General features: G+C 69.2%; 21 protein-coding genes. 15 read left to right on the top strand and 6 right to left on the bottom strand.

The window, feature by feature from the left end:
- The 13 genes from tssG to ACODRX_RS17175 form a co-directional block, all read left to right on the top strand.
- Nucleotides 1–667: type VI secretion system baseplate subunit TssG (gene tssG, locus ACODRX_RS17235; RefSeq protein ID WP_488872761.1), on the top strand; the 667-nt coding region annotated here is incomplete at its 5' end.
- Nucleotides 660–3,359: a type VI secretion system ATPase TssH gene (gene tssH / locus ACODRX_RS17230; protein WP_488872760.1), complete on the top strand. Its 2,700-nt coding sequence runs from the start codon at nucleotides 660–662 to the stop codon at nucleotides 3,357–3,359. The genes tssG and tssH, both read left to right, overlap by 8 nt.
- 19 nt (nucleotides 3,360–3,378) lie before the next feature.
- Nucleotides 3,379–5,757 carry a type VI secretion system Vgr family protein gene (locus ACODRX_RS17225; RefSeq protein ID WP_488872759.1) on the top strand — a complete coding sequence of 793 codons (2,379 nt, stop codon included), beginning with the start codon at nucleotides 3,379–3,381 and terminating at the stop codon, nucleotides 5,755–5,757.
- A 17-nt stretch (nucleotides 5,758–5,774) separates the two neighbouring features.
- A complete protein-coding gene (locus ACODRX_RS17220; protein WP_488872758.1) occupies nucleotides 5,775–6,272 on the top strand; it encodes a DUF6484 domain-containing protein in 498 nt (165 codons plus the stop codon).
- Between the two features lie 15 nt (nucleotides 6,273–6,287).
- Nucleotides 6,288–7,406, top strand: a complete 1,119-nt coding sequence (locus tag ACODRX_RS17215; protein WP_488872757.1) for a DUF2169 family type VI secretion system accessory protein — start codon at nucleotides 6,288–6,290, stop codon at nucleotides 7,404–7,406.
- Complete coding sequence (locus ACODRX_RS17210) at nucleotides 7,403–8,431, top strand: hypothetical protein (RefSeq protein WP_488872756.1); 1,029 nt, start codon at nucleotides 7,403–7,405, stop codon at nucleotides 8,429–8,431. Before ACODRX_RS17215 ends, ACODRX_RS17210 begins: the two co-directional genes overlap by 4 nt.
- 18 nt (nucleotides 8,432–8,449) lie before the next feature.
- Nucleotides 8,450–9,565 carry a PAAR-like domain-containing protein gene (locus tag ACODRX_RS17205; protein WP_488872755.1) on the top strand — a complete coding sequence of 372 codons (1,116 nt, stop codon included), beginning with the start codon at nucleotides 8,450–8,452 and terminating at the stop codon, nucleotides 9,563–9,565.
- Between the two features lie 20 nt (nucleotides 9,566–9,585).
- The gene (locus tag ACODRX_RS17200; protein WP_488872754.1) at nucleotides 9,586–10,470 is read left to right on the top strand and encodes a hypothetical protein; all 885 of its coding nucleotides are present in this window, start codon (nucleotides 9,586–9,588) and stop codon (nucleotides 10,468–10,470) included.
- Entirely contained in the window at nucleotides 10,460–11,770 is a 1,311-nt protein-coding gene (locus ACODRX_RS17195) for a TIGR02270 family protein (protein WP_488872753.1), read from the top strand. The genes ACODRX_RS17200 and ACODRX_RS17195 overlap by 11 nt, the downstream gene beginning before the upstream one ends.
- A 10-nt stretch (nucleotides 11,771–11,780) precedes the next feature.
- Nucleotides 11,781–11,963 carry a hypothetical protein gene (locus ACODRX_RS17190; protein WP_488872752.1) on the top strand — a complete coding sequence of 61 codons (183 nt, stop codon included), beginning with the start codon at nucleotides 11,781–11,783 and terminating at the stop codon, nucleotides 11,961–11,963.
- 25 nt (nucleotides 11,964–11,988) lie between these two features.
- On the top strand, nucleotides 11,989–13,527 hold the full coding sequence (gene tagH / locus ACODRX_RS17185; RefSeq protein ID WP_488872751.1) for a type VI secretion system-associated FHA domain protein TagH: 1,539 nt from the start codon (nucleotides 11,989–11,991) through the stop codon (nucleotides 13,525–13,527).
- 28 nt (nucleotides 13,528–13,555) lie between these two features.
- Nucleotides 13,556–14,344: a PP2C family protein-serine/threonine phosphatase gene (locus ACODRX_RS17180; RefSeq protein ID WP_488872750.1), complete on the top strand. Its 789-nt coding sequence runs from the start codon at nucleotides 13,556–13,558 to the stop codon at nucleotides 14,342–14,344.
- 244 nt (nucleotides 14,345–14,588) lie between these two features.
- Entirely contained in the window at nucleotides 14,589–15,302 is a 714-nt protein-coding gene (locus ACODRX_RS17175; protein ID WP_488872749.1) for a sensor histidine kinase, read from the top strand.
- An 18-nt stretch (nucleotides 15,303–15,320) separates the two neighbouring features.
- Here the strand turns inward: ACODRX_RS17175 and ACODRX_RS17170 are convergent, their stop codons facing one another.
- The 5 genes from ACODRX_RS17170 to tssA all read right to left on the bottom strand — a co-directional run bounded on the left by ACODRX_RS17170 (nucleotide 15,321) and on the right by tssA (nucleotide 20,052).
- On the bottom strand, nucleotides 15,321–16,307 hold the full coding sequence (locus ACODRX_RS17170; protein ID WP_488872748.1) for a hypothetical protein: 987 nt from the start codon (nucleotides 16,305–16,307) through the stop codon (nucleotides 15,321–15,323).
- Between the two features lie 67 nt (nucleotides 16,308–16,374).
- On the bottom strand, nucleotides 16,375–16,851 hold the full coding sequence (locus ACODRX_RS17165) for an Hcp family type VI secretion system effector (RefSeq protein WP_488872747.1): 477 nt from the start codon (nucleotides 16,849–16,851) through the stop codon (nucleotides 16,375–16,377).
- An 84-nt stretch (nucleotides 16,852–16,935) separates the two neighbouring features.
- Complete coding sequence (gene tssC / locus ACODRX_RS17160) at nucleotides 16,936–18,435, bottom strand: type VI secretion system contractile sheath large subunit (RefSeq protein WP_488872746.1); 1,500 nt, start codon at nucleotides 18,433–18,435, stop codon at nucleotides 16,936–16,938.
- A 35-nt stretch (nucleotides 18,436–18,470) separates the two neighbouring features.
- Nucleotides 18,471–18,992 (bottom strand): type VI secretion system contractile sheath small subunit, encoded by a 522-nt coding sequence (gene tssB, locus ACODRX_RS17155; RefSeq protein ID WP_488872745.1) that lies wholly within the window; start codon nucleotides 18,990–18,992, stop codon nucleotides 18,471–18,473.
- A 34-nt stretch (nucleotides 18,993–19,026) separates the two neighbouring features.
- Nucleotides 19,027–20,052: a type VI secretion system protein TssA gene (tssA, locus tag ACODRX_RS17150; RefSeq protein ID WP_488872744.1), complete on the bottom strand. Its 1,026-nt coding sequence runs from the start codon at nucleotides 20,050–20,052 to the stop codon at nucleotides 19,027–19,029.
- A 75-nt stretch (nucleotides 20,053–20,127) separates the two neighbouring features.
- Here tssA and tssJ point away from each other — a divergent pair, with 75 nt between their 5' ends.
- Both tssJ and ACODRX_RS17140 read left to right on the top strand, forming a co-directional pair.
- Nucleotides 20,128–20,643: a type VI secretion system lipoprotein TssJ gene (tssJ, locus tag ACODRX_RS17145; protein ID WP_488872743.1), complete on the top strand. Its 516-nt coding sequence runs from the start codon at nucleotides 20,128–20,130 to the stop codon at nucleotides 20,641–20,643.
- A gap of 150 nt (nucleotides 20,644–20,793) precedes the next feature.
- On the top strand, nucleotides 20,794–21,456 hold the full coding sequence (locus ACODRX_RS17140; protein ID WP_488872742.1) for a LuxR C-terminal-related transcriptional regulator: 663 nt from the start codon (nucleotides 20,794–20,796) through the stop codon (nucleotides 21,454–21,456).
- A 2-nt stretch (nucleotides 21,457–21,458) separates the two neighbouring features.
- On the opposite strand, the gene ACODRX_RS17135 is transcribed toward ACODRX_RS17140, so the two are convergent.
- Entirely contained in the window at nucleotides 21,459–22,616 is a 1,158-nt protein-coding gene (locus tag ACODRX_RS17135) for an IPTL-CTERM sorting domain-containing protein (RefSeq protein WP_488872741.1), read from the bottom strand.
- Nucleotides 22,617–22,647: the final 31 nt, after the last annotated feature.

Below are 22,647 nucleotides of genomic sequence, written 5' to 3'. Positions count from 1 at the left end.
CCCCCCCCCCCCCCCCCCCCCCCCCCCCCCCCCCCCCCCCCGGCCCGCCACCGGCATGGACCGGCCGGGCGAGGACGCCTTGCGCCACCAGGTGGGCGCATTCGTGGGCATGGGGGGCGCCGCGCGCCAGCAGCGCGATGCCATCCACGACGACGCGCGGCTGCATTTCTCGGGCTGGCTGGCCCGGCGGGTACACAGCGCGGAAGCGCTGGAATCGGTCATCGGTGCCTATCTGGACATGCCGGCGCGGCTGGAGCTCTGGGTCGGGCACTGGATGGCGCTGCCGCGCGCCGAGCTGTGCCGCCTGGGGCAGGCCCGGCCCGCCGCCCGCCGGCTCGGCGGCGCGGTGCTGGGCAGCAAGCTCTGGGACCGCCAGCACCGCGTGCGCCTGCACCTGGGCCCGCTCACGCTGGCCCAGTACCGCCAGCTGCTGCCCGGCGGCGCTGCCCGCCGCCCGCTCGCCTGCTGGATGCTGCAGCTGCTGGGCGACGAATACGCCTGGGATGCGCAGCCGTTGATCCTGCGGCGCGAGGTGCCGGCCACGCGCCTGGGCGCCAGCCACGCCCCGCGCCTGGGCTGGACTTCGTGGCTGGCCAGCCATGCGATCGGCGGCGATGCGCGGGGCGCGCGCCTGCAGCCGGACCCCACGGGAGCAGACCATGAGTGAGATCAGCCGCACCGCCTTGTTTGGCAAGCTCAACCCCCTGGCCTACAAGGCCATCGAGGGCGCGACCGTGTTCTGCAAGATGCGCGGCAACCCCTATGTGGAGCTGGAGCACTGGATCGCCCAGCTGCTGCAGAACGAGCACAGCGACCTGCACCGCATCGTGCAGCACTACGGGCTGGACATTTCGGTGCTGGCCAGGGACATGACGGCCGCGCTCGACCGCCTGCCGCGCGGCGCCACCGCGATCAGCGATTTCTCGCCGCACATCGAGAACGCCATCGAGCGCGCCTGGACCTATGCCACGCTGCAGTTCGGCGAGGCCCAGGTGCGTACCGGCTATCTCGTCGTCGGCATGCTCAAGACGCCCGGCCTGCGCAATCCGCTGCTGCAGGTCTCCAGGCAGTTCGAGAAGATCAAGGCCGAAGACCTGGCCGACCACTTCGCGCAGATCTGCGACGCCTCGGCCGAGGCGCGCATGGGCGCGCAGGACGGCAGCGGCCTCGGCAGCGGCGATGTCGGCGCCGACACCGGCGCGATGGCGCCGGCCGCCATGGGCAAGGGCGAGGCGCTGAAGAAATTCGCGCTGAACCTGACCGAAAAGGCCGCCAAGGGCGAGATGGACCCGGTGACCGGGCGCGACGAGGAGATCCGCCAGATCGTCGACATATTGATGCGCCGGCGCCAGAACAATCCACTGCTCACCGGCGAGGCCGGCGTGGGCAAGACGGCGGTGGTCGAGGGCTTCGCCCAGCGCCTGGCGCGCGGCGACGTGCCGCCGCAGCTCAAGGATGTGCAACTGCTGCTGCTCGACATCGGGCTGCTGCAGGCCGGCGCGAGCATGAAGGGCGAATTCGAGCAGCGCCTGCGCCAGGTGATCGAGGAAGTGCAGTCCTCGCCCCGGCCCATCATTCTCTTCATCGACGAGATCCACACCCTGGTGGGCGCGGGCGGCGCCGCCGGCACCGGCGACGCGGCCAACCTGCTCAAGCCGGCGCTGGCGCGCGGCAACCTGCGCACCGTGGGCGCGACCACCTGGGCCGAATACAAGAAATACATCGAGAAGGACCCGGCGCTCACCCGCCGCTTCCAGGTGGTGCAGGTGCCCGAGCCGGACGAGGCCAAGGCCATCCTGATGCTGCGCGGCGTGGCGAACGTGCTGGAAAGGCACCACCGCGTGCAGCTGCTGGACGAGGCCATCGAGGCGGCGGTGCAGCTGAGCCACCGCTACATCCCGGCGCGCCAGTTGCCCGACAAGGCGGTCAGCCTGCTGGACACCGCCTGCGCCCGCGTCGCGGTGAGCCAGCATGCGACGCCGCCGGCGGTGGAAGACTGCATGCGCCGCATCGAGGCGCTGCAGGTGGAGCAGGAGATCATCGGCCGCGAACAGGCGATCGGCATCGAGGTGGGCCAGCGCGCGGCCCGGGTAGGCGCGCTGCTGGGCGAGGCACAGGGCGAGCTGGAGCGCTTGAACGCGCGCTGGCAAGAGGAAAAAGGCCTGGTCGACCGGCTGCTCGGGCTGCGCGGCCAGCTGCGCGCGGGCAGCGCGCCGGTGGATGCCGCTGCGCCCGCGCCCGCCGCGCAGGGGGGCGAAGAACACGCAGAGCGTGCCGCGCTGCTGGCCGAGCTGCATGCGCTGCAGGCCAGCATCCATGCGGTGCAGGGCGAGTCGCCGCTGATCCTGCCCTCGGTGGACGCGCAGGCCGTGGCCTCGGTGGTGGCCGACTGGACCGGCATTCCCGTCGGCCGCATGGTCAAGAACGAGATCGAGGCGGTGCTGCAGCTGGCCGACACCCTGGGCCGGCGCGTCATCGGCCAGCAGCATGGGCTGGAGATGATCGCCCGGCGCATCCAGACCAGCCGGGCGCGGCTGGACAACCCGGGCAAGCCCATCGGCGTGTTCATGCTGTGCGGCACCTCGGGCGTGGGCAAGACCGAGACCGCGCTGGCGCTGGCCGAGGCACTGTACGGCGGCGAGCAGAACGTCATCACCATCAACATGAGCGAGTTCCAGGAGGCGCACACCGTCTCCACGCTCAAGGGCGCGCCGCCCGGCTACGTGGGCTACGGTGAGGGCGGCATCCTCACCGAGGCGGTGCGCCGCCGGCCCTACAGCGTGGTGCTGCTCGACGAGGTGGAAAAAGCCCACCCGGACGTGCACGAGATCTTCTTCCAGGTCTTCGACAAGGGCTGGATGGAGGACGGCGAGGGCCGCCTGATCGACTTCAAGAACACCATCATCTTGCTGACCACCAACGCCGGCAGCGAGCTGGTGATGGGCATGTGCCGCGACCCGCTGCGGCTACCCGAGCCGCAGGCGCTGGCCGAGGCGCTGAAGGCGCCGCTGACGCAGGTGTTTCCGCCGGCGCTGCTGGGGCGCATCGTCACCATCCCGTACTACCCGCTGTCGCCGCCGATGATGAAGCAGATCGTGCGCCTGCAGCTGGGCCGCATCAAGAAGCGCGTCGAGGCCAACCACGGCGTGCCCTTCGAGTACAGCGACGCGGTGGTCGAGCTGGTGCTGGCGCGCTGCCAGGACCCGGAGTCGGGGGGGCGGGTGATCGACGCCATCCTCACCAACACCGTGCTGCCCACCATCTCGGTGGAGTACCTGCAGCGCCTGGCCGCCGGCGGCGCGATCCGCCGCGTGGCGCTGGACGCGCAGGGCGGCGAGTTCAGCTACGCCTTCGACTGACGCGGCACCGGAGACGCCCATGGCCCAGGACGAATACCGCATCGACACCGACTCGCCGGCGGGCAAGGAGCTGATGTTCTGGGCCCTGGCCGGGCTGGAGGCGCTGAGCCAGCCCTCGCGCTACGAGCTGCGGGTGCTGTCGAAGAACCCGGCCATCGCGCCCGGGGACATCCTGGGCCATGCCTTCGACGTGGTGCTGCTGTTCGAGGACAGTGGCGGCGGCGCGCACGAGCGCCATTGCCAGGGCCATGCGGTGCGCTTTTCGCGCCGCGGCGCCAATGGGCGCTATGCCGAATACGCGATCGAGCTGCGCTCCTGGTTCTGGCTGCTGGACAAGCGTTTCAACTCCCGCATCTTCCAGGGCCGGAACGTGCTGCAGGTGGTGGACGCCACCATCGAGGACGGCCCGATCCGCGGCCTCAAGAAGATCGACCGCGACGGCGTGCTGGGCGAGCCCGGCAAGCGCCCCTACTGCGTGCAGTTCCAGGAGAGCGACTACCGCTTTCTCTCGCGCCTGCTGGAGGATGAAGGCATCTACTACTGGTTCGACGCCCACGATGCGCCGGGCACCATGCACCTGTCCAACGCCAGCGACGTCGCGCACCAGCCGCTGCCCGCGGCGCCCGAGTTGCGCCAGGCCGAGGCCCGCGACGTGCATGCGCGCTTCAACGAGTTTCGCCGCTGGGCGGGCGGCACGCGGCTGGGGCCGGGCCGCCATGCCTCGCGCGACAGCGATTTCAAGGCCATCCGCAAGAAGCTGGCGGGCAGCAGCGCCGACGTGGCGGAGCACGAGCTGGCCGATCTGGAGGTGTTCGAGTTTCCCGGCGGCCACCTGCGCAAGGCGGATGCCGACCAACGCTCGCGCCTGCGCATGGAGGCGCTGGCGGCGCGGCGGCGGCTGTCGTGGGCCGTCACGCCCTGGCCCGACGTGGCCGTGGGCCGGCGCACGCAGCTGCACTCGGGCCAGGAGCAGCCGGCCATCGATGGCGAGCAGCTGATCGCCAGCTGCCTGCTGGTGGCCACGCACCCCGGCTACGAGGGCAGCGACACCGAGACCGCGCCCGACCTGGAGCGTGCGCTGCGCAGCCTGGCCGGCGAGGACCGGCTCAACCTGGACCACCAGGAGGAGCTGCTTGCGCTGCTGGCCGAGCTGCACGCATTCTCCCGGCCGCAGCGCGGCACGCGCGAGTTCCTGATCACCACCCTGCCGCTGAAGCAGCCGTTTCGCCCGCCGCGCACCACGCCGCGCCGGCGCATGCCGGGCCCGCAAAGCGCCATCGTGGTCGGCCCCGAGGGCCAGGAGATCCATGCCGACAAGTTCGGCCGGGTGAAGCTGCATTTCCACTGGGACCGCTACGACGAGAGCAACGACAAGTCCAGCTGCTGGGTGCGCGTGTCCCAGCCCTGGGCCGGGCAGGGCTGGGGCGGCTACTTCATTCCGCGCATCGGGCAGGAGGTGATCGTCGATTTTCTCAACGGCGACCCGGACCGGCCCATCGTCATGGGGCGGGTCTACAACGACGAGCAGCCCATACCCTTCGGCGCGCACACCCAAAGCGGCTTCCGCACCCGCTCCACGCCCGGCGGCAGCGCCGCCAACTGCAACGAATTCCGCTTCGAGGACAAGAAGGGCGGCGAGCAGGTCTACCTGCATGCCGAGAAGAACCAGGACATCGAGGTCGAGAACGACGAGACGCACTGGGTCGGCCATGACCGTGCCAAGACCATCGACCACGACGAGAGCACGCAGGTCAAGCACGACCGCAGCGAGAGCGTGGGCCACAACGAGACCATCGCCATCGGCGTGGACCGCACCGAGACCGTGGGCGCCAACGAGAGCATCGCGATCGGGGCCAACCGCGGCGAGACGGTCGGCGGCAACGAAACCATCGGCATCGGCGGCAACCGCACGATCAGCGTCGGCGCCAGCGAAACCGCGACCGTGGCCCTGCAGCGCACGCATACGGTGGGCGTCAACGAGACCATCACCGTGGGCGCGGCCCAGGAAGTCACCATCGGCGCCGCGCAGGCGCTCACGGTCGGCGGCGGCCAGACGGTGAGCGTGGGCGCGAGCCAGTCAACCAGCGTGGGCGCCGGCTGCTCGCTCGACGTGGGCGCCGCGCTGGCGGTGAACGTGGGCGCGGCCGAATCGCGCGCGGTGGCCGATGGCCGCAGCACCACGGTGGGCAAGGACGACACCGTCTCGGTCGGCAAGAACCTGAAGATCCAGGCCGGCGATTCGGTCTCCATCGTGACCGGCAGCGCCAGCATCACCATGAAGAAGGACGGCACCATCATGATCAAGGGCAAGGACATCACCGTGGAGGGCTCCGGCAAGATCAACATCAAGGCCGGCGGCGACATCACCATGAAGGGCTCGAAGATTCTTCAGAACTAGCGCCGCAGGAGGCCACCATGAGCAAGAGAGAAGCGATTGCCGAGCTGCTGGCCGCCGATCCCCGGGCCCAGGCCCTGCAGGCGCCCGCCTGGCCCGCGGTGGTGATCGGCGAGCTGCTGGCCCTCGCCGAAGAGGGCCGCACGCCGCTGGTGGCCTATCCGGGCCAGCCCGGCAGCGCCGCGCTGCGCGCGCGCAGCCTGGTCGAGCTGCACGGCGCGCATATCGGCCAGCAGCTGGCGCTGGCCTTCGAGGCCGGAGACCCGGGCCGCCCGGTCGTCATGGGTGTGCTGCGCCAGGCCGCGGGCTGGCCGCTGGCCGATCCACCGGCCCAGGTGGAGGTCGATGCGGGCGGCGAGCGGCTGACCGTCAGCGCGCGCGAGCAGCTCGTGCTGCGCTGCGGCAAGGCCAGCATCACGCTCACCCGGGCGGGCAAGGTGCTGATCCAGGGCAGCTACGTCTCCAGCCGCTCGACCGGTGTCAACCGGATCAAGGGCGGCTCGGTGCAGCTCAATTGAAGCGGCGAGGGCGCCATGGAGCTGATCAACGCCACCCGCATGCCTGCCGGCTACACCCTGGGCCTGGAGCCCAGCGGGCGCGAGCTGCTGGTGGTGGTGATCAAGGGCACCTTCCGCTTTCCGCAGCCCGGCGAGCCCCCGGGCCACTTCGCACTGGCCCCGCAGCAGCTGCCGCTGGTGATGGCCGACACCTTCAGCGGCGAGCCCGGCCGGTCGGCGCCGGTCTACGAGGTGGATTTCGCGCCGCGCAAGCGCTATTGCGACCTGCTGCTGCTCGGCAGCGCCCACGCGCCCGGCGGCCGCCCCGCCAGCCGCGTCGAGGTGGGCCTGCGGGCCGGCGCCTGGCAAAAGCGCTGCGCGGTCGTCGGCCCGCGCCATTGGGAATGGCGTCCGGGCCGGGTGGATGCCTCGCCGCCCGGCGTGTTCGTGCGCCAGCCCATCTCCTACGACGTGGCCTTTGGCGGCAGCGACCTGCGGCATGAGGACGCGGCCCGGCATGCCGCGTTCATGGCCAATCCGGTCGGGCGCGGCTTTCACCGGCACCTGAAGGCCGACTGGGTGGAGGGCGCGCCGCTGCCCGCCACCGAGGAGATCGGCCAGGCGGTGCGCGATCCGCAGGGCAGCTACCGGCCCATGGCGTTCGGCCCGCTGGGCCGGGGCTGGTCCACGCGCGCCTGCCATGCGGGCACCTACGACGACGACTGGCTGGCCAACCACTTTCCGTTCTTGCCGCCGGATTTCGACGAGCGCTACTACCAGGCGGCGCCGGCTGACCAGCAGCTGCCGCTGGAGCACTTCGGCCACGGCCCGGTCGAGGTGCTGCTGGCCAACCTGACGCCGCAGGGCCTGACCCGGCTGACCATCCCGCACCTGGTGGCGCCGGTGCACGTCTTTCCCCGGCGCGGCGAGCGCGAGGACCACACCGCCAGCCTCGACACCGTGGTGATCGAGCCCGATGCGCAGCGCTTCAGCCTGAGCTGGCGGATGTCGCGCCCGCTGAAGAAGAACCTGTTCGAGATCGCGCAAGTGCTGGTGGGCAAGAAGGGCCGGCAATGGTGGCAGGCGCGCGAGCAGCTCGCCTTTCCGATTCCGGTGGTGATGGTGCCGGCGCAGCGCGCGGAGGCCGGCACATGAGTTCCCAGCCCATCGCCATCAAGGGCACCGGGCTGGTGACCTCGGTGGGCCTGAGCGCGCCCGCCGCCTGCGCCGCGATGCGCGCCAAGCTCAGCAACCCCAGCGAGACCCGCTTCATCGATTCGGGCGGGCAGTGGATCATGGCCCACCAGGTCGCCTTGGCCCAGCCCTGGCGCGGCCTGACCAAGCTGGCGCGCATGGCCGCGATGGCCATCGACGAGGCGCTGGCCGACGTGCCGCGACCCGAATGGCCGCGCATCCCGCTGCTGCTGTGCGTGGCCGAGCGCGAGCGCCCGGGGCGGCTGGCCGGGCTGGACGAGCAGCTGTTCGCCCTGGTCGAGGCCGAGCTTGGCGTGCGCTTCCATGCCGAGTCGGCGCTGGTGCCGCAGGGGCGCGTGGGCGTGGCGGTGGCCATGGCGCAGGCGCGGCAGCTGCTGGCGCGGCGGCAATCGGGCCAGGTGCTGGTGGCCGCGGCCGACAGCCTGCTGAGCTGGCCCACGCTCAGCCACTACGAACGGTGCTCGCGCCTGCTGACCGAGACCAACTCCAACGGCTTCATGCCGGGCGAGGGCGCGGGCGCGCTGCTGCTCGGCCCGGCCGGCGGCGACACGGCGCTGCTGCTCGGCGGCATAGGCTTCGGCAGGGAGGCGGCGCACATCGATTCGGAAGCGCCCTTGCGCGCCGACGGCCTGAGCAGCGCGATCAAGGCCGCGCTGGCCGATGCCGGGCTGCAGATGCACGAGATGTCGTTGCGCATCGCCGATGTGTCGGGCGAGCAGTATTACTTCAAGGAGGCGGCGCTGGCGCTGGCGCGCACCCTGCACCAGGTGAAGGAGGAGTTCGACTTGTGGCACCCGGCCGAATGCACCGGAGAGATGGGGGCCGCGGCGGGGACCGCCATCGTCGCCGCCGCCTGGGCAGCTGCGCACAAGCAATATGCCTGCGGCCCAAGGGTGCTGCTGCACCTGGCCAACGACGCGGGGCAGCGCGCCGCCCTGTGCCTGCAGCAGCGGGCCGCGGACTGAGGGGCCCGGGGGCGCGCAATGGCCAACCAAGTCTACGCCAACCACATGGAGATCTCGTGCAAGGCGGCGGCCGGCAAGTCGATCTGCGCCTTTCCAGATGTGTGCATGACGCCGCCGCAGACGCCGGCCACCCCCCCGGGAGTGCCGGTTCCCTACCCCAACACCGGCATGGCTTCGGACTGCACCGACGGCTCGAGCAGCGTGAGTATCTCGGGGCAGGAAGTCATGCTCAAGAACAAGAGCTACTTCAAGAAGAGCACCGGCGACGAAGCCGGCTGCGCGCCCAAGAAGGGCGTGCTCACCAGCAAGAACACCGGCAAGGTGTACTTCATCGCCTGGTCGATGGACGTGATGGTCGAGGGTGAGAACGTGGTGCGCAACCTGGACATGACCACCCACAACCACGGCTCCTGCCCCGGCAACACCCCGCCGATGGCCTATGTGGACGAGGCGGCTGCCGGGCTGGCCCAGTTTGGCAAGTGCAAGGACGAAAAAGAGGCGGTTGAAAAGCACTGCAAGGGAGAGGATGCGGGCGAGCCCTGCCCGGGCCCGCTGTCGGGCAAGAAGGGGCGCAGCGCCGCATATGCCGATAGCGCCAGCAACGCCGCGCAAGCCGACGCCTGCGCGCGCGCGGTGAAGTGCTTTCTGCGCCCCTACAAGACCAATGGCAGGAATTCATGCTGCGAGGGGCAGACCGGGCACCATATTCCCCCCTGGAGCACCACCGCCACCGTGCCGGGCATGCCGGTGGAGCACAACGATGCCCTGTGCCTGTGCCTGGAGGGAACCAACCATTCCATCGGCTCGCATGGCAAGCACCACCACGGCATCAACTATGTGCTGAAGCAGCAGTCGGGTGCCGGGGGCGCGTTCAAGGGCGCGCGCAATGGCAAGGGCCATCAGGTCTATACGGGCAAGATGAAGGATCACATCAAGGCCGCGGCGCAGGTCACCGAGGCGCAGACCGACTGCTCCATCGAGTGCATAGAGCAGCAGCTGCAATCCCAGTACAAGAACCACCTGGACAAGCCGGCAACCCACAACGCTTCGACCACGGGCGGCGAGAGCTACGGCAAGCTGGACTCGGGCGCGATGGGCGATCTGAAGACCGCGCAGACCGACCGCGCCTGGTGAAGCCGGAAAAGGAGAGCGAGATGGACTTTGGAGCATTTCTATCGGGCACCGTGGCCCGCAAGGGCAGCCGCGACGTGGGCGTCTTCGCACTGGCGCCGGCCGACCGGCCGGGCTCGCGGTTCTATGCCCGGCCGGGCACCGACTGGGTGCGCTATTCGAGCGAGGTGGATTGGGCCGCCATCGGCATGGCCGCGCACCACTATGCCGGCCAGCAGGATCTGGTGGTGGTGGCGCTTGGCGCCGAGGGCGATTTCTGGGAGATGAGCCCCGGCGGCCCGCAGCAACGCAGCGGCCGCATACCCGCCGAGCTGTCGGGCGTGACGCGCGTGGCCCGGGTGCACGACGAAATCTGGCTCTGCGGCATGGGGCGCATCGTCTGGGCGCGCGATGGCGCCGGCCGCTGGCGCGATCTCAGCGCGCCGCCCGGGCGGCCGGATGAAGGCGTGCTCGGGTTCACCGCGCTGGGGGCGCTTCCCGACGGCCGGGCGGTGGCGGCGGGCTGGCGCGGCGAGATCTGGGTGCGCGACCAGGCTGGCTGGCATCTGGAGGACAGCGGCAGCAATGCCAATTTCAATGCGCTGTGCGTCGACGAGAGCGGCCAAGTGATCGTGGTGGGCGACCGCGGCGCACTGGTGGAGGGCCGGCCGGGGCAATGGCAGGCCCACGGCACCAACCCGGCCTTCAACCTGCAGGGTGTATGCCACTTCCAGGGCCAGGTATTCGTATGCTCCGATTTCGAGATCTTCCTGTGGAACAGCGCAATGCTGCTGCCCGAAACCCGCTTCGGGAGCGACGGCCGCCCGGCCACCTGCCTGAACCTGCTGCCCGGGAGCGGCCTGGTCTACAGCCAGGGTGAGCGCGATGTGTTCTGCTTCGACGGCAGCAGGTGGTCGCGTGTTGTTTGAACGGCCCATGGTCTTGGCGGTGGCGCCGCGCTATGCGCAAGAGGCTGCGCACCTGTTTGGGCTTCGCACCAGCTTGCTGGATGCGCCGCATGTGCGCCTCAACCAGCTGCGCCGCCTCGACGACCGCCTGGCCGCGCACCTCGATGGGCTGGCCGTCGCCGGCGAATACGGCTCCAGGCTCGCACGGGCCGCGCTGGAGAGCGCCGGCCCGGGGGAGCTGTTCACCGCGACGGTATGCGCGCTCGAAGAGCGCGACCCCGCCGCGCTCGACAGGCTGCTGGCCCTGGCCCAGGCGCTGCCGGACAGCCGTCCGGGCCTGCTTTCGGCCTTTGGCTGGGTATCCACCGCCAGCCTGCGCGGGATCACCCAGGCGCTGCTGGATTCGCCCCAGCCATTTCGGCGCCGGGTCGGGCTGGCGGCCTGTTCCATGCATGGGGTCGATGCCGGCGCGGCCGTGGCCGGCGCATTGGCGGATGGCGATGCCGCGCTGCGCGCCCGGGCCTTGCGCGCCATCGCCCAGGCGGGCAGGCGCGACCTGCTGGGCGAGGTGCTGGCCGAACTGGAAGGCAAGCGCCCGGCCGCCCTGGCCGGCGATGATGCCGATGCCGATATCGAGGGCGCCCGCTGCGCCTTCGAGGCGGCGCGGGCCGCGGTGCTGCTTGGCGAGCGGCGCGCGGGCCCGGCGGCCCTGGGGCGCATCGCCTCGGCGCCGGGGCACTGGCGGGCCGGCGCGCTGGGCCTGTGGCTCAAGCTGCTGGCGCCGGGCGAGGTGCATGCGCTGCTGCAGGGCTGGGCGCAAGCGCCGGCCGATGCGCGCCTGCTGATCCGGAGCATTGGCGTGGCGGGCATGCCGCGCTATGTGCCCTGGCTGATCGAGCAGATGCAGCAGCCTGCGCTCGCCCGCCTGGCCGGCGAGGCCTTCAGCCTCATGACCGGGCTTGACCTGGCGCGGCAGGACTTGGAGCGCAGCCCGCCCGAGGCGCCGCAGGACAGCCCGGCTGACGATCCGGCCAGCGCCGACCTGGCGCGGGACGAGGACCATGGCCTGCCCTGGCCCGATCCCGGGAAGATCGCCGCCTGGTGGCAGGCGGGCAGCGCCCGCTTTGCCCAGGCCGAGCGCTGCTTCATGGGCGCGCCGCCTTCGCCCGCGCATTGCCTGGCGGTTCTCCGGGCGGGCTGCCAGCGCCAGCGTATCGCGGCCGCGGAATGGCGCAGCCTGCTCGATCCCGGCTCCGCGCCGTTCGACACCGCCGCCCCGGCCTGGCGCCAGCAGCGCCGGCTCGCGGCCTTGCCTGCATGAGGCGCCCGCCATGCCCGCCCGCTACATGCTTCCCATCGTCGCCGCGGTATTTCTCGCCGCCGCGCTGCGGCGCCTGGCGCGCGATGGATTCAGGCTCTCGGCCGCCAGCCGCGGCTGGCTGCTGGTGGCGGCGGTCTTCGCCATCGTGTCGGGCTGGCTGTGGTGGGCCGGCGCGGCGGGCCAATCCAACTGAGGGGCACAAGATGATGGAACTGGTGGTGACAGCTATCCGCGGCGCCGCGCCAGGGCGGGGGGCGGCGGCCACATTCGGCGCCGCTGGCGGCAGCATCGGCCGCCAGGCCGGCAATACCCTGGTGCTCGACGATCCGGATCGCACGGTCTCGCGCGTGCATGCCCAGGTGCAATGCCGCCAGGGGCGCTTCTACGTGCTTGACCAGGGCAGCAATCCCATGCAGCACAACGGCCGCCCGCTGGGCGCGGGCAACGAGGCGGCATTGAGCGATGGCGACCGGCTGGTGATAGGCGGCTTCGAACTGCAGGTCAATATCGCTGCCGAAGGCCAGGGCATGGCCGAGCACGATCCCAGCGGGCCGGGGGCCTTGCCCGCCGGAACCGAAGACGATCCATTTGCCGACCTGCTTGCCGGGCTGCCGGGCGTGCCGGTCGAGCCAGCCAGACCGCTGGCGGCCGGCAGCGCCACGAAGCCTGACGACGGCGCCGATCCCTTTGCGGATTTGCTGCCCGGCACGGCGCCGGACCCTTTTGCCAGCGAACCAGCCGGCCGGCCCGCCGGCGGCCCGCCAGCGCGGAGCCCGCCCCAGGATGACTTTTCCGACCTGGGCCTGCCGCCGGCGGGCGCGGTGGCCGCATCCGCGCTGCGCATCGACGCATGGTTTGGCGCGGCTGCACCCCAGGCGCCGGGCGGCGATCCGCTGGCGCTGGCGGCGCTCGATGGGGCGCCCCAGCCCAATACCAGCGCCTCGTGGGACGATCCGCTGGCCGCGCTGGGCCAGGCGCCGCCCGCCACGCAAGACCCGCAGCCGGACCACGTTCCGGTGGGCCGCTTCGGCTTTGTACCGCCGGTGGTGGCAAGGGCGCCAATGATCGCGCCGATGATCGCGCCGACTGTCCCGCCGATTCCCGCTGCGCCGCCAGACCCGGCACCCGCCGCCGTGGCCCATGCGGTTGATGCCGATGCCTTGCTGGCCGCCTTCCTGCGTGGTGTCGGCCCGCTGCACCAGCAGCCGGGCGCGTTGACGCCGGAGCTGATGGAGCGCATCGGCATGCTGCTGCGCGCGGCCACCGACGGCACGCTGCAGCTGCTGCTGGCGCGGCAGGAGCTCAAGCGCGAGGTGCGGGCCGAGGTGACGATGATCGCCGCGCAGGCCAACAACCCGCTGAAGTTCTCGCCCACCGCCGACGTGGCGCTGGCGCATCTGCTGGGCCCGGCGATCCGCGGCTTCATGCCGCCCGGGGCGGCGATGCACGATGCCTACGACGACCTGCGCGCCCACCAGTTCGGCGTGATGGTGGGCATGCGCGCCGCGCTGGCGCAGTTGATCGAGCGCTTCAGCCCGCAGCAGCTGGAGCGCAAGATCGCCGCCAGGTCGGCGCTGGAGCATGTGTTTTCCGCGTCGCGCAAGGCCCGGCTGTGGGAGCAGTTCATCGCGCTCTACGCCACGATTGCCCAGGAGGCCGAGGAGGATTTCCAAACCCTGTTCGGCAAGGCCTTCGCCCAGGCCTATGACGAGCAGATCGAGCGGCTGAAGCGCTCGGGCGGCGCCAACGGCAGTTAGCACGCAGCAAGCCACAAGGAGCCCACGAGTGAAAGCGCAAATCGCCACGCTGTCCAGCCCCGGCGGGCGCGGCTACAACGAGGATGTGTTCGGCCACTGGGACGACGGACGGCTGCTCGCCTGCCTGGTGGCCGACGGGGCGGGCGGCCACGGCGGCGGCGATATTGCCGCCGGCATCGTGCGCGCCAGCGTGCTCGACGGCTTTGCGGCGCGGCCGGCGCTGCAGGCGGCGCTGCTGCGCCAGCTGCTGGAGCAGGCGAATGCCGACATCGTCGCGCAGCAGGCGGCGGGCGGCTCGCAGGCCCACATGCGCTCCACCGCGGTGCTGGCGGTGATCGACCGGCAGGCGCAGGGCCTGCTGTGGGCGCACTGCGGCGACAGCCGCGCCTACCTGTTTCGCGGCGGCGGCCTGGCGGCGCGCAGCAGCGACCACAGCATGGTGCAGCAGCTGGTTTCCAGCGGCATGCTCGATGAGGAGGGCGCACGCCTGCATCCGCAGCGCCATGTGCTGCTGTCCGCACTGGGCTCGCTGGCCGATCCGCCCAGCATCGATGTATCGCCGCGCATGCGCCTGCAGGCGGGAGACGCGCTGCTGCTGTGCTCGGATGGCGTGTGGGAGGTGGTCGGCGACGAGGGCTTGCTCAAGACCTTGCAGGCGGCCGGCTCGGCCAGCCAATGGCTGCAGCTTTTGGATGGCGAGATCCTGGCGCTGGCCAAGCCGGGCCACGACAACTTCACCGCGCTGGCGGTCTGGTTGACGGCCGCGCCAGGCGATGCCGACGCAGAACGCACCATACTGGTGCACAGCGGGCGATAAGCCCCCCCAAAAACAGGAGCTGCTTGCGCTTAATACATCGGTATTTACGATGGTTTTATATTGGAAATCGTTTTGTATCAAGCGCTTGATGCTCTTGTTTTTGCTTATTCATCGGGGTTTTCACCCAAGGTACAGAAAATTATCCCCAATGTAAAAAAACCAATGCAGAATAAGTCCAAACAGAGTCCAAATATGGGAGAGCAGGACCATGGGCGCGATTCAGCAAATATTCCGGGGCCGCGGCATGCGCTGGGTTCCCTGGCCCTTGCCGGCCACCGGGGGCCAAAGGCCGGTGGGCGAGCTGGAGCGGCTGCGCCGCGAGCTGGTCGAGCTGCGCGCGCAGTCGCAATCGCAGTCCCGGCTGTTCGCGGCGGCAGTGCACGATCTGCGCCAGCCGCTGCAGGCCATCATGCTGTTCACCGAGGTCTTGATGCTGGAGGAGCCGTCCGCCTCGCAGCAGGATGCGAGGGCGCGGATCCGCAATTGCGTGGACGCGATGGAGCGGCTGAGCACCGAGCTGCTGGATCTGGCCCGGATCGAGCCGGGAGCGTTGGAGCCGCAGCGCTGCCGCCTGGACCTGGCGCCGCTGCTCGACAATGTGCAGCGCACCTTCCACCCGGTGGCCCGCAGGCGCGGCCTGCGCCTGGTGGTGCGGCCCACCTCGCTGTGCGCGCAAAGCGATGCGCCGCTGCTGGCGCGGGTGCTCAACCACCTGGTGAGCAACGCGCTGTTCAATACCCGGCAAGGTGGGGTGCTGGTGGGCGCGCGCCGCGAAGGCGAGGGCGTGCGCATCGATATCTGCAACAGCGGCGCGGTAGCCGAGGCGGCGGGGCAGGGGGCGGAGATGGGCCTGGGCCAGGCCACCCTGTGCCACCTGGCCAGCCTGCTGGGCGCGCGCATCGCCCTGCGCACGGGGCAGGACAGCGGCATGACGGTATCGCTGCATTTCGCTGCCTGACCGTGCTCTTGCTTGGCCTCAGATCCAGCCGATGCGCTCGCGGATCTGTATCCCCGAAGCGCCCTTGAGCACGCCGATGTAGACCGAGCCCGCCACCGGGTTGGGATGGTCCTTGCCGTCGGCCTGGATGTTGTAGAGGGCGCCGCCCAGGTAGCCGAAGCGGGTGTTCTTGGTGGTGAATTTCGCGCGCAGGAAGCTCTCGTAGCCGCGCGCCTTCTCGCCGCGCCTGGCGCGCTCGTCGTTGTCTGCCTGCCATTCGTCGGCATGGGCGTTCTGGCTCTTGGCGGCGCGGAATTTCGCGATGTCGAGGTAGTCGCCGCCGCCGCTGCGGATGGTCACCGGGTAGTTCGCCTGCGGCCCGTTGATGCAGGGCGGCTTGCCGCCGGCGCTCTGGCAGAGCCAGACCTTGATGGCGCTGCCTTGGCGTTCGGCCACCCAATCGATGATCTGGATGTGCTGCCCGTCGGCCTTCATCACCACCGCCGGCTCCCAGTCGTGGAGCTCGGAAAACGACTGGATCGGCGTGAAATGGCGGGTGTAGTCGATGGGAAACAGGCCGGGGTAGGTGGGCAGCACGCCGGATTCGGCCAGGTAGGTGCCCACGAAGCCGATGCAGTCCTGGCCGAAGCACTTGTCGTCCACCATGGCCTGCAGGAAATCCTGCTTCTGGAAGTACTTGGCGAGTTGCGGCTCCTTCTGGAATTCGCCCTTGAGCCGGTTGATGACCGTCATGGCGGCGATGAAGTTGCGGATCGAGCCCTGGCCGGTGAAGACGCGCGGGAACTCCGGGTCCTGCATCAGCGCGGCCTCGTCCTTGCCCTTGGCGATCTTCTTCATGATGGCGTACAGCTGGCCGGCGTTCTTGTTGCCGCCATAGCTGCCGTTGGCGCACAGGTAGGCGCTCAGCGATACCTGGCCGCCGGGATAGCCCTGGTAGCCCGGCACGCGCAGGTCCATCAAGCGGTTGATGTAGTCGGAAGGAGAGAGGTCGACGATGGTGCTCATGCTTGCTCCCGCGGGGTGTGCCGGTCAGCGTTGTTGGTGCCTGCGCGCTGAGCCGCGGCTCAGCGGCTCAGCGGGTCTCGGTGCTGCGGGTGTCCCAGCCGAACTTGATGTCGCCGCCCATGCTGCCGTCGGGCTTCTGCGGCTTGTAGGCGAACTCGATATCGCCGTACGAGATCGACAGGTTCTCGTGCACTTCGCCGCCCTGCGCGGCGTTGATGTTCACGTCGGAGATGTAGACCTCCTTGAGCTTCACCGTCAGGAAGGTCTGCTGGCCTTCGCCCGACTTGGCCATGGTGAGCGTGGCGCTGTCGAAATGCTTGCCGTTGGCGCAGAACTTGGCCAGCGTGGGCGAGGCGCTGTCGTACTTCTTGGAGCAGCTGAGCATGCCCGGCGTGCCCTTGCCGACGGCCGAGCCGCTGCCCACGGTGCACGAGGCGTTGTGCACGCCCCAGCTCCAGTTGAACAGGGGGATCTCGTCCTTGTGGTCCTTGTGGGCGGATTCGCCCTTGACGCCGTCCAGTTTCAAATGGCAGTCGATGCTCATGTCGGTTCTCCTTGGTGGCCGGTGCAAGCGGCGGCCGGTTGATGATCCACAACGAAAAATGCGGCGGCGCGGGCGTTCATGCCGTCACTTGCCGCCCTTGGCCGACGGCAGCTTCGATACCAGCCGCAGCGACACGGTGAGGCCTTCGAGCTGGTAGTGCGGGCGCAGGAAGAACTTGGAGGTGTAGTAGCCCGGATTGCCCTCGACTTCCTCGACCACCACCTCGGCGGCGGCCAGCGGCTTCTGGGCCTTGGTGATTTCCGAGGAGTTGACCGGATCGCCGTCCACGTAGTTCATGATCCATTTGTTGAGCCAGCGCTGCATCTCCTCGCGCTCCTTGAAGCTGCCGATCTTGTCGCGCACGATGCACTTGAGGTAGTGCGCAAAGCGGTTGCAGGCGAACAGGTAGGGCAGGCGCGCGGCCAGGTTGGCGTTGGCCGTGGCATCGGGGTCGTCGTACTCGGCGGGCTTGTGCAGCGACTGGGCGCCGATGAAGGCGGCGAAGTCCGAGTTCTTGCGGTGGATCAGCGACAGCAGGCCCGCCTTGGACAGCTCGGCCTCGCGCCGGTCGCTGATCGCGATCTCGGTGGGGCATTTCTGGTCCACGCCGCCGTCGTCGCTCGGAAAGGTGTGCAGCGGCAGGTTCTCCACCGCGCCGCCCGATTCGATGCCGCGGATGCGCGAGCCCCAGCCATACAGCTTGTACGAGCGGTTGATGTTGGTGGCCATGGCGTAGGCCGCATTGGCCCAGGCGTACTTGCCGTGGTCGGCGCCGGAGACTTCCTCCTCGAAGTCGAACTCCTCCACCGGATTGGTCCTGGCCCCGTAGGGCGTGCGGGCCAGGAAGCGCGGCATGCACAGGCCCAGGTACTTGGAATCGTCCGATTCGCGCAGCGAGCGCCAGGCGGCATACTCGGGCGTGAGGAAGATCTTGGTCAGGTCGCGCGGGTTGGCCAGCTCCTGCCACGATTCCATCTGCATGAGGTTGGGGCTCGCGCCGGTGATGAAGGGCGCATGCGCCGAGGCCGCGATCTTGGCCATCTCGCCGAGCAGCTCCACATCGGGCGGACTCTGGTCGAAGTGGTAGTCGCCCACCAGCGCGCCGAAGGGCTCGCCGCCGAACTGGCCGTACTCCTGCTCATAGATCTTCTTGAACACCGGGCTCTGGTCCCAGGCGGCGCCCTTGAATTTCTTCAGCGTCTTGGCCAGGTCCTGCTTGGATATGTCCATGACCCGGATCTTCAGGTGCTCGTCGGTCTCGGTGTTGTTCACCATGTAGTGCAGGCCGCGCCAGGCGCTCTCCAGCTTCTGGTAGTCGGGGTGGTGGATGATCTGGTTGACCTGCTCGGTCAGCTTGGCGTCGATCGCGGCGACCATCGCCTGGATGGACTGCGTCACGTCCTTGCCGATGAGCCGGGTCTGCCCCAGCGCCTGCTGCGCCAGGGTCTGCACCGCTTGCTCGACCGCGCTCTTGGCCTCGTCGCTGCGCGGCTTGAACTCCTTTTGCAGCAGCGATGCGAAGTCGCTGCCGGCGTACTCCACGTCCTTGAGCGGGGTGGCCTGGGTCTGGGAAGAGGTGTCCATGGTGCGGTGCTCCTGACGGGGTTCTCTGGCCGCGCTCAGGCGGGGTTTTCGTCGCCGGCCGGGGCGGCGGGGGCCTTGCTGGCGGCAAGCGTCTGCAGCAGGGCGGGGTCTTCCAGCACCTTGGCCAGCAGTTCCTCGGCGCCGGTCTTGCCGTCCATGTAGGTGATCAGGTTGGCCAGCTGGCTGCGGGCCGCCAGCAGCTTGTTCAGCGCATCGACCTTGCGCGCCACCGCGGCGGGCGAGAAGTCGTCCATGCTCTCGAAAGTGAGCTCCACGCTCAGCTTGCCGTCGCCGGTGAGCATGTTGTCCACCTGGAAGGCGGCGCGCGGGCGGATGGCCTTCATGCGCGCGTCGAAATTGTCGACATCGACTTCCAGGAACTTGCGCTCGGCCACCGGCTCCAGCGGCTTCTCGGGCTTGCCCGACAGGTCGGCCAGCACGCCCATCACGAAGGGCAGCTGGATCTTCTTCTCGGCGCCATAGAGCTCGACGTCGTATTCGATCTGCACCCGCGGCGCGCGGTTGCGGGCAATGAACTTCTGGCTACTTTGGGGCATGGTGGACTCCGATGGCAAATGGGTGTCGGGCCGGTCAATCGGCCGCGCTGCGCGCGCCGGTGACCTGTTCAATCGTGCCCATGGCGTCGGGCGCGAGGTCGTGGATGATTTCCAGAAAGCTCACGCCGATGAGCTTCTTGGCGCGCTGTATCAGCAGCGGCGCGGGGTTGCCCGGCTCCGTCTGCTGCAGGAACTGGATCACCTGGTCCAGCAGCAGCAGCGCCTGCTGGCGGCTAGAGATCGCGCCCGCCGGCGCCGGGGCCGCGGTGCCGGGCGCGGCATTGGCGGCGCTGTCCGCCGCAACCGAGCCCGCGGCCGCATCGAGCGGGCCCAGCGTATCGCCCACGGCCTGGGCCAGCAGCTTGCCGATGGCGCGCAAGCGGGCGAAATCCACCGCGTCGCCCCGGCCCGTGTGCTGCGCCATGGCCTGCTGCAGGCGCTGCACTTGCCCGGCCACCGCAAGCATCGCCTGCGCGGCCGCGCCGTCGGTGCGCATAATCTCCTGCAGGCCGCCCTGGATCTGCGCCAGCGAATGGCTGCTCTGCGCCGAGTCCAGCGCATTGCGGGCGATCGCCACATCGCGCACGCGGATGGCGCCGATGCCGCGCGCCTCGCCGATCGCGGCCTCATACAGGTCGCGCACCACGAGGGCATCGTCCCACAGCGGCGCCAGTGCGTTCAGCCGCATGGTCGCATCATTGCCGTCGTCGGCATCGAGCGCGGGGTAGATCCCATCCCAGTAGCGCTCCAGCAGCGCGGCCAGCAGCTGCATGCCCTGGCAGAAGCCGCGCACGCCCTGCAGGCGCGTCAGCGCGCGCAGCAGCAGCACGGCGGGGCGCACATCCTTGCTGCGCAGCAGCAGCGCGGCGGCCTGTTCCTGCACCGCTGCCCAATCGGGCTCCACGGCCGGGATCAGCGTATCGCCGAACTGCTGCTCCGGCTTACGCTGTGCGGCCGATTCCAATGCGATGAAGGCCGCGTCATACTCCAGATCGTCACCGCAGGGCGATTCCGCGCTGACGGGCGCCAGCAGTGCATCGTTGAGATCGGTTGCGGGCATAGGGCGATTCATGCAAATGTGCTGTAGATATTCGAAGATGATCGATGGCGGGTCAATGCAACAAAGGAGATAGCCTTGAACACTCCCGACACCCCCCATTCAACCTATGGCCGCCGCTGCGTGCTGCTGTGGGCCGGCGCGCTGGGCACAGTACTGGGCGCCTCGGCAGGCATCGCGGGCTGCGGCTCCGTCCCGCCACCTCCGCCGCCGCCGACCCAGCTGAAGCTCACGCTGGCGGCGGCCGCGGATGTCAACCCGGACATGCGCGGCCGCGCTTCGCCGCTGCTGGTGCGCGTCTATGCGCTCAAGGCATCCAGCGCCTTCGAGGCCGCGGACTTCTTCGCGCTCTATGACAAAGACCAGCAGACGCTGGGCGCCGACCTGGTGCGCCGCGAGGAGCTGCTGCTGCGCCCGGGCGAAAGCCGGGCGCTGGAGCTGACGCTGCCCGACGAGGCCGCCGCCGTGGCCTTCTTTGCCGCCTACCGCGACATCGAGCATGCGCGCTGGCGCGACGTCGCCGCCATCCAGCCCCATAAGCAACAGGCGCTGACGCTGCGCCTCGCCGCGCGCCAGATGCAGCTGGCGCGCTAGGGCCGTGGGGCAGGGCGCCGCGCCGACCTATGGCATCCGGGGTATGCCGTTCGTCGGAATGCCATGCCTTGCTAGCGCTGCGAAACAAAGATAAGGTTGGATGCACCCATCAACCCGGCTGTCAACTGCGCATTTCTCATGAAAATCCTCGTGGCTGACGATCACTGGCTCATTCTCGAAGCGGTTCAGACCAAGTTGGCCGAACTCAGCGAGAAGGTGGAATTCGTGCTTGTCATGACCGCGCAGCAGTTGCAGGAGGCAGACCTGTCGGGCGTGGACGTGGCATTGCTCGATCTCGGCATCCCCGGAGCCCTGGGCTACTCGCACATCGATGCGCTGCGGCAGCGCTGCCCGGACCTGCCGATGATCGTGTTCTCGGGCTCCGAAGACCCGGCCGTGATGCGCGCGGTACTGCAGCGCGGCGTCCTGGGCTTCATCCCCAAGGCCTATTCCTCGAATGTGATGATTTCCGCGGTGCGCCTGGTGCTGGCCGGCGGCATCTACGTGCCGCCGATGATGCTGCCCGTGCTCTCGGCCGAGCTTGCCCCGGAGCCGTCCTTGTTCCGCGTGGCGCCGCCCGAGCCCGGCCGCTGCGCACCGCCCACGATGGAAAGCCTGCGCCAGGTGCTCACCGGCCGTCAGGTCGAGGTGCTGCAGCTGCTCTCGCAGGGCAAGCCCAACAAGCTGATCGGCCGCAGCCTCGGCATCAGCGAAGGCACGGTGAAGATCCACCTGGCGGCGATCTTCCGCGCCCTCAATGTCAAGAACCGCACCGAGGCGGTGGTCGCGGCCCAGGCGCTTACCAGCGAGTGATGTCAGCTCCGGCGCCGGCGGGCCAAGCCGAATATCGCGAGGATCGAAGACAGGCCGAGCAGGCCCCATGCGCCAAGCGCCGGCACGGGGGCTGCCGCCAATGCAGGCGAGGGCGGAAGCGGCTTGGCAACCACCGGGCCCGCGGCGCTGGTACAGACTTCGACCCCCTGTGTCTCGCCGGCGGCCGCCACCGGGGTCACGCAGAAATAGACATACATGCCGACATCATTGGCCGTCAGCGTGTATGAGAGCGTGGCAGTTGCGCCCCCCGTTGCCCCTTGCGAGACAGTATTGCCATCGCTGGAGTTGGCAATGGCGGGGTTGGCGCTGACAACGAACTTGTAGCTGCTTCCGGTGGCGCCAGCATCCTCGGCATCCGAGTCCGCGTCGGCGTATTGGTAGGCGCCGGAGACGGCCGAACCCTCGGTCAAAGTCCCGCTCAGCGATGGAATGGCCGTAGGCGCGGTATTGGGGATGAGCGGCACCAGGATCGCCGCGCCGCTATAGTCCGCCGCCTGGTTGGCATTGGTATAAACCATGTCATCGCCCGCCGCATCGAGCCGGTTCGCCCGGATGGCGAAGTCCGAAATGCCATCGGGATTGCTGATCCTGACCAGGGCCATCGCAGCATTGTTGAGAGAGCCGAAAGTCTTCCACGAGAGTGTGGAACTGTTGTTGTTGCTGAGCACAACGGATGCGCTGGCGTTGATGACTTCGAAAACGGTATTGGCCTGGGTCGAAGACCAGTTCCAGCGCGCATATTTCATGCCGGTATTGCTATTGCCGCCATCAGTGCCGCCTACATAGTAGATCAGCTCGGTCGGCAGGCGCGCAGCCGAAATCGCATATTCCGCGACCGTATCGGCGCCGCCAGGATATATCTGCCCATTGTCGACCCTGAACAAAGGGGTGGCGGGCAGTGCATACCCCACGCTGGAATACACCGGGTCCGCATAGTAGGTGCCGATGGCATTCGGTTGTGAAGAAACGGCACCAAAAGTGTTGATGCTGATGGCCCCGGCGCCAGATGCGGCAGACCACGAGTCGCTGGTGAGGCTGGGCGTATGGGTTGCCGCTTCGGGCCAGGTGACCAGCTCATAGTCATGCCCAGCTACCGTGACCACAGTCTGAGCCGCCGCCACCGCGTCAAGCAGGCTCATGGATGCAATGCTGAAAAGTTTGATTGGCAAG

This window comes from Comamonas sp. FG99, from assembly GCF_057808605.1.
The sequence above is the reverse complement of the archived record's forward strand: the minus strand, read 5'-3'. Positions and strand labels throughout refer to the sequence as shown.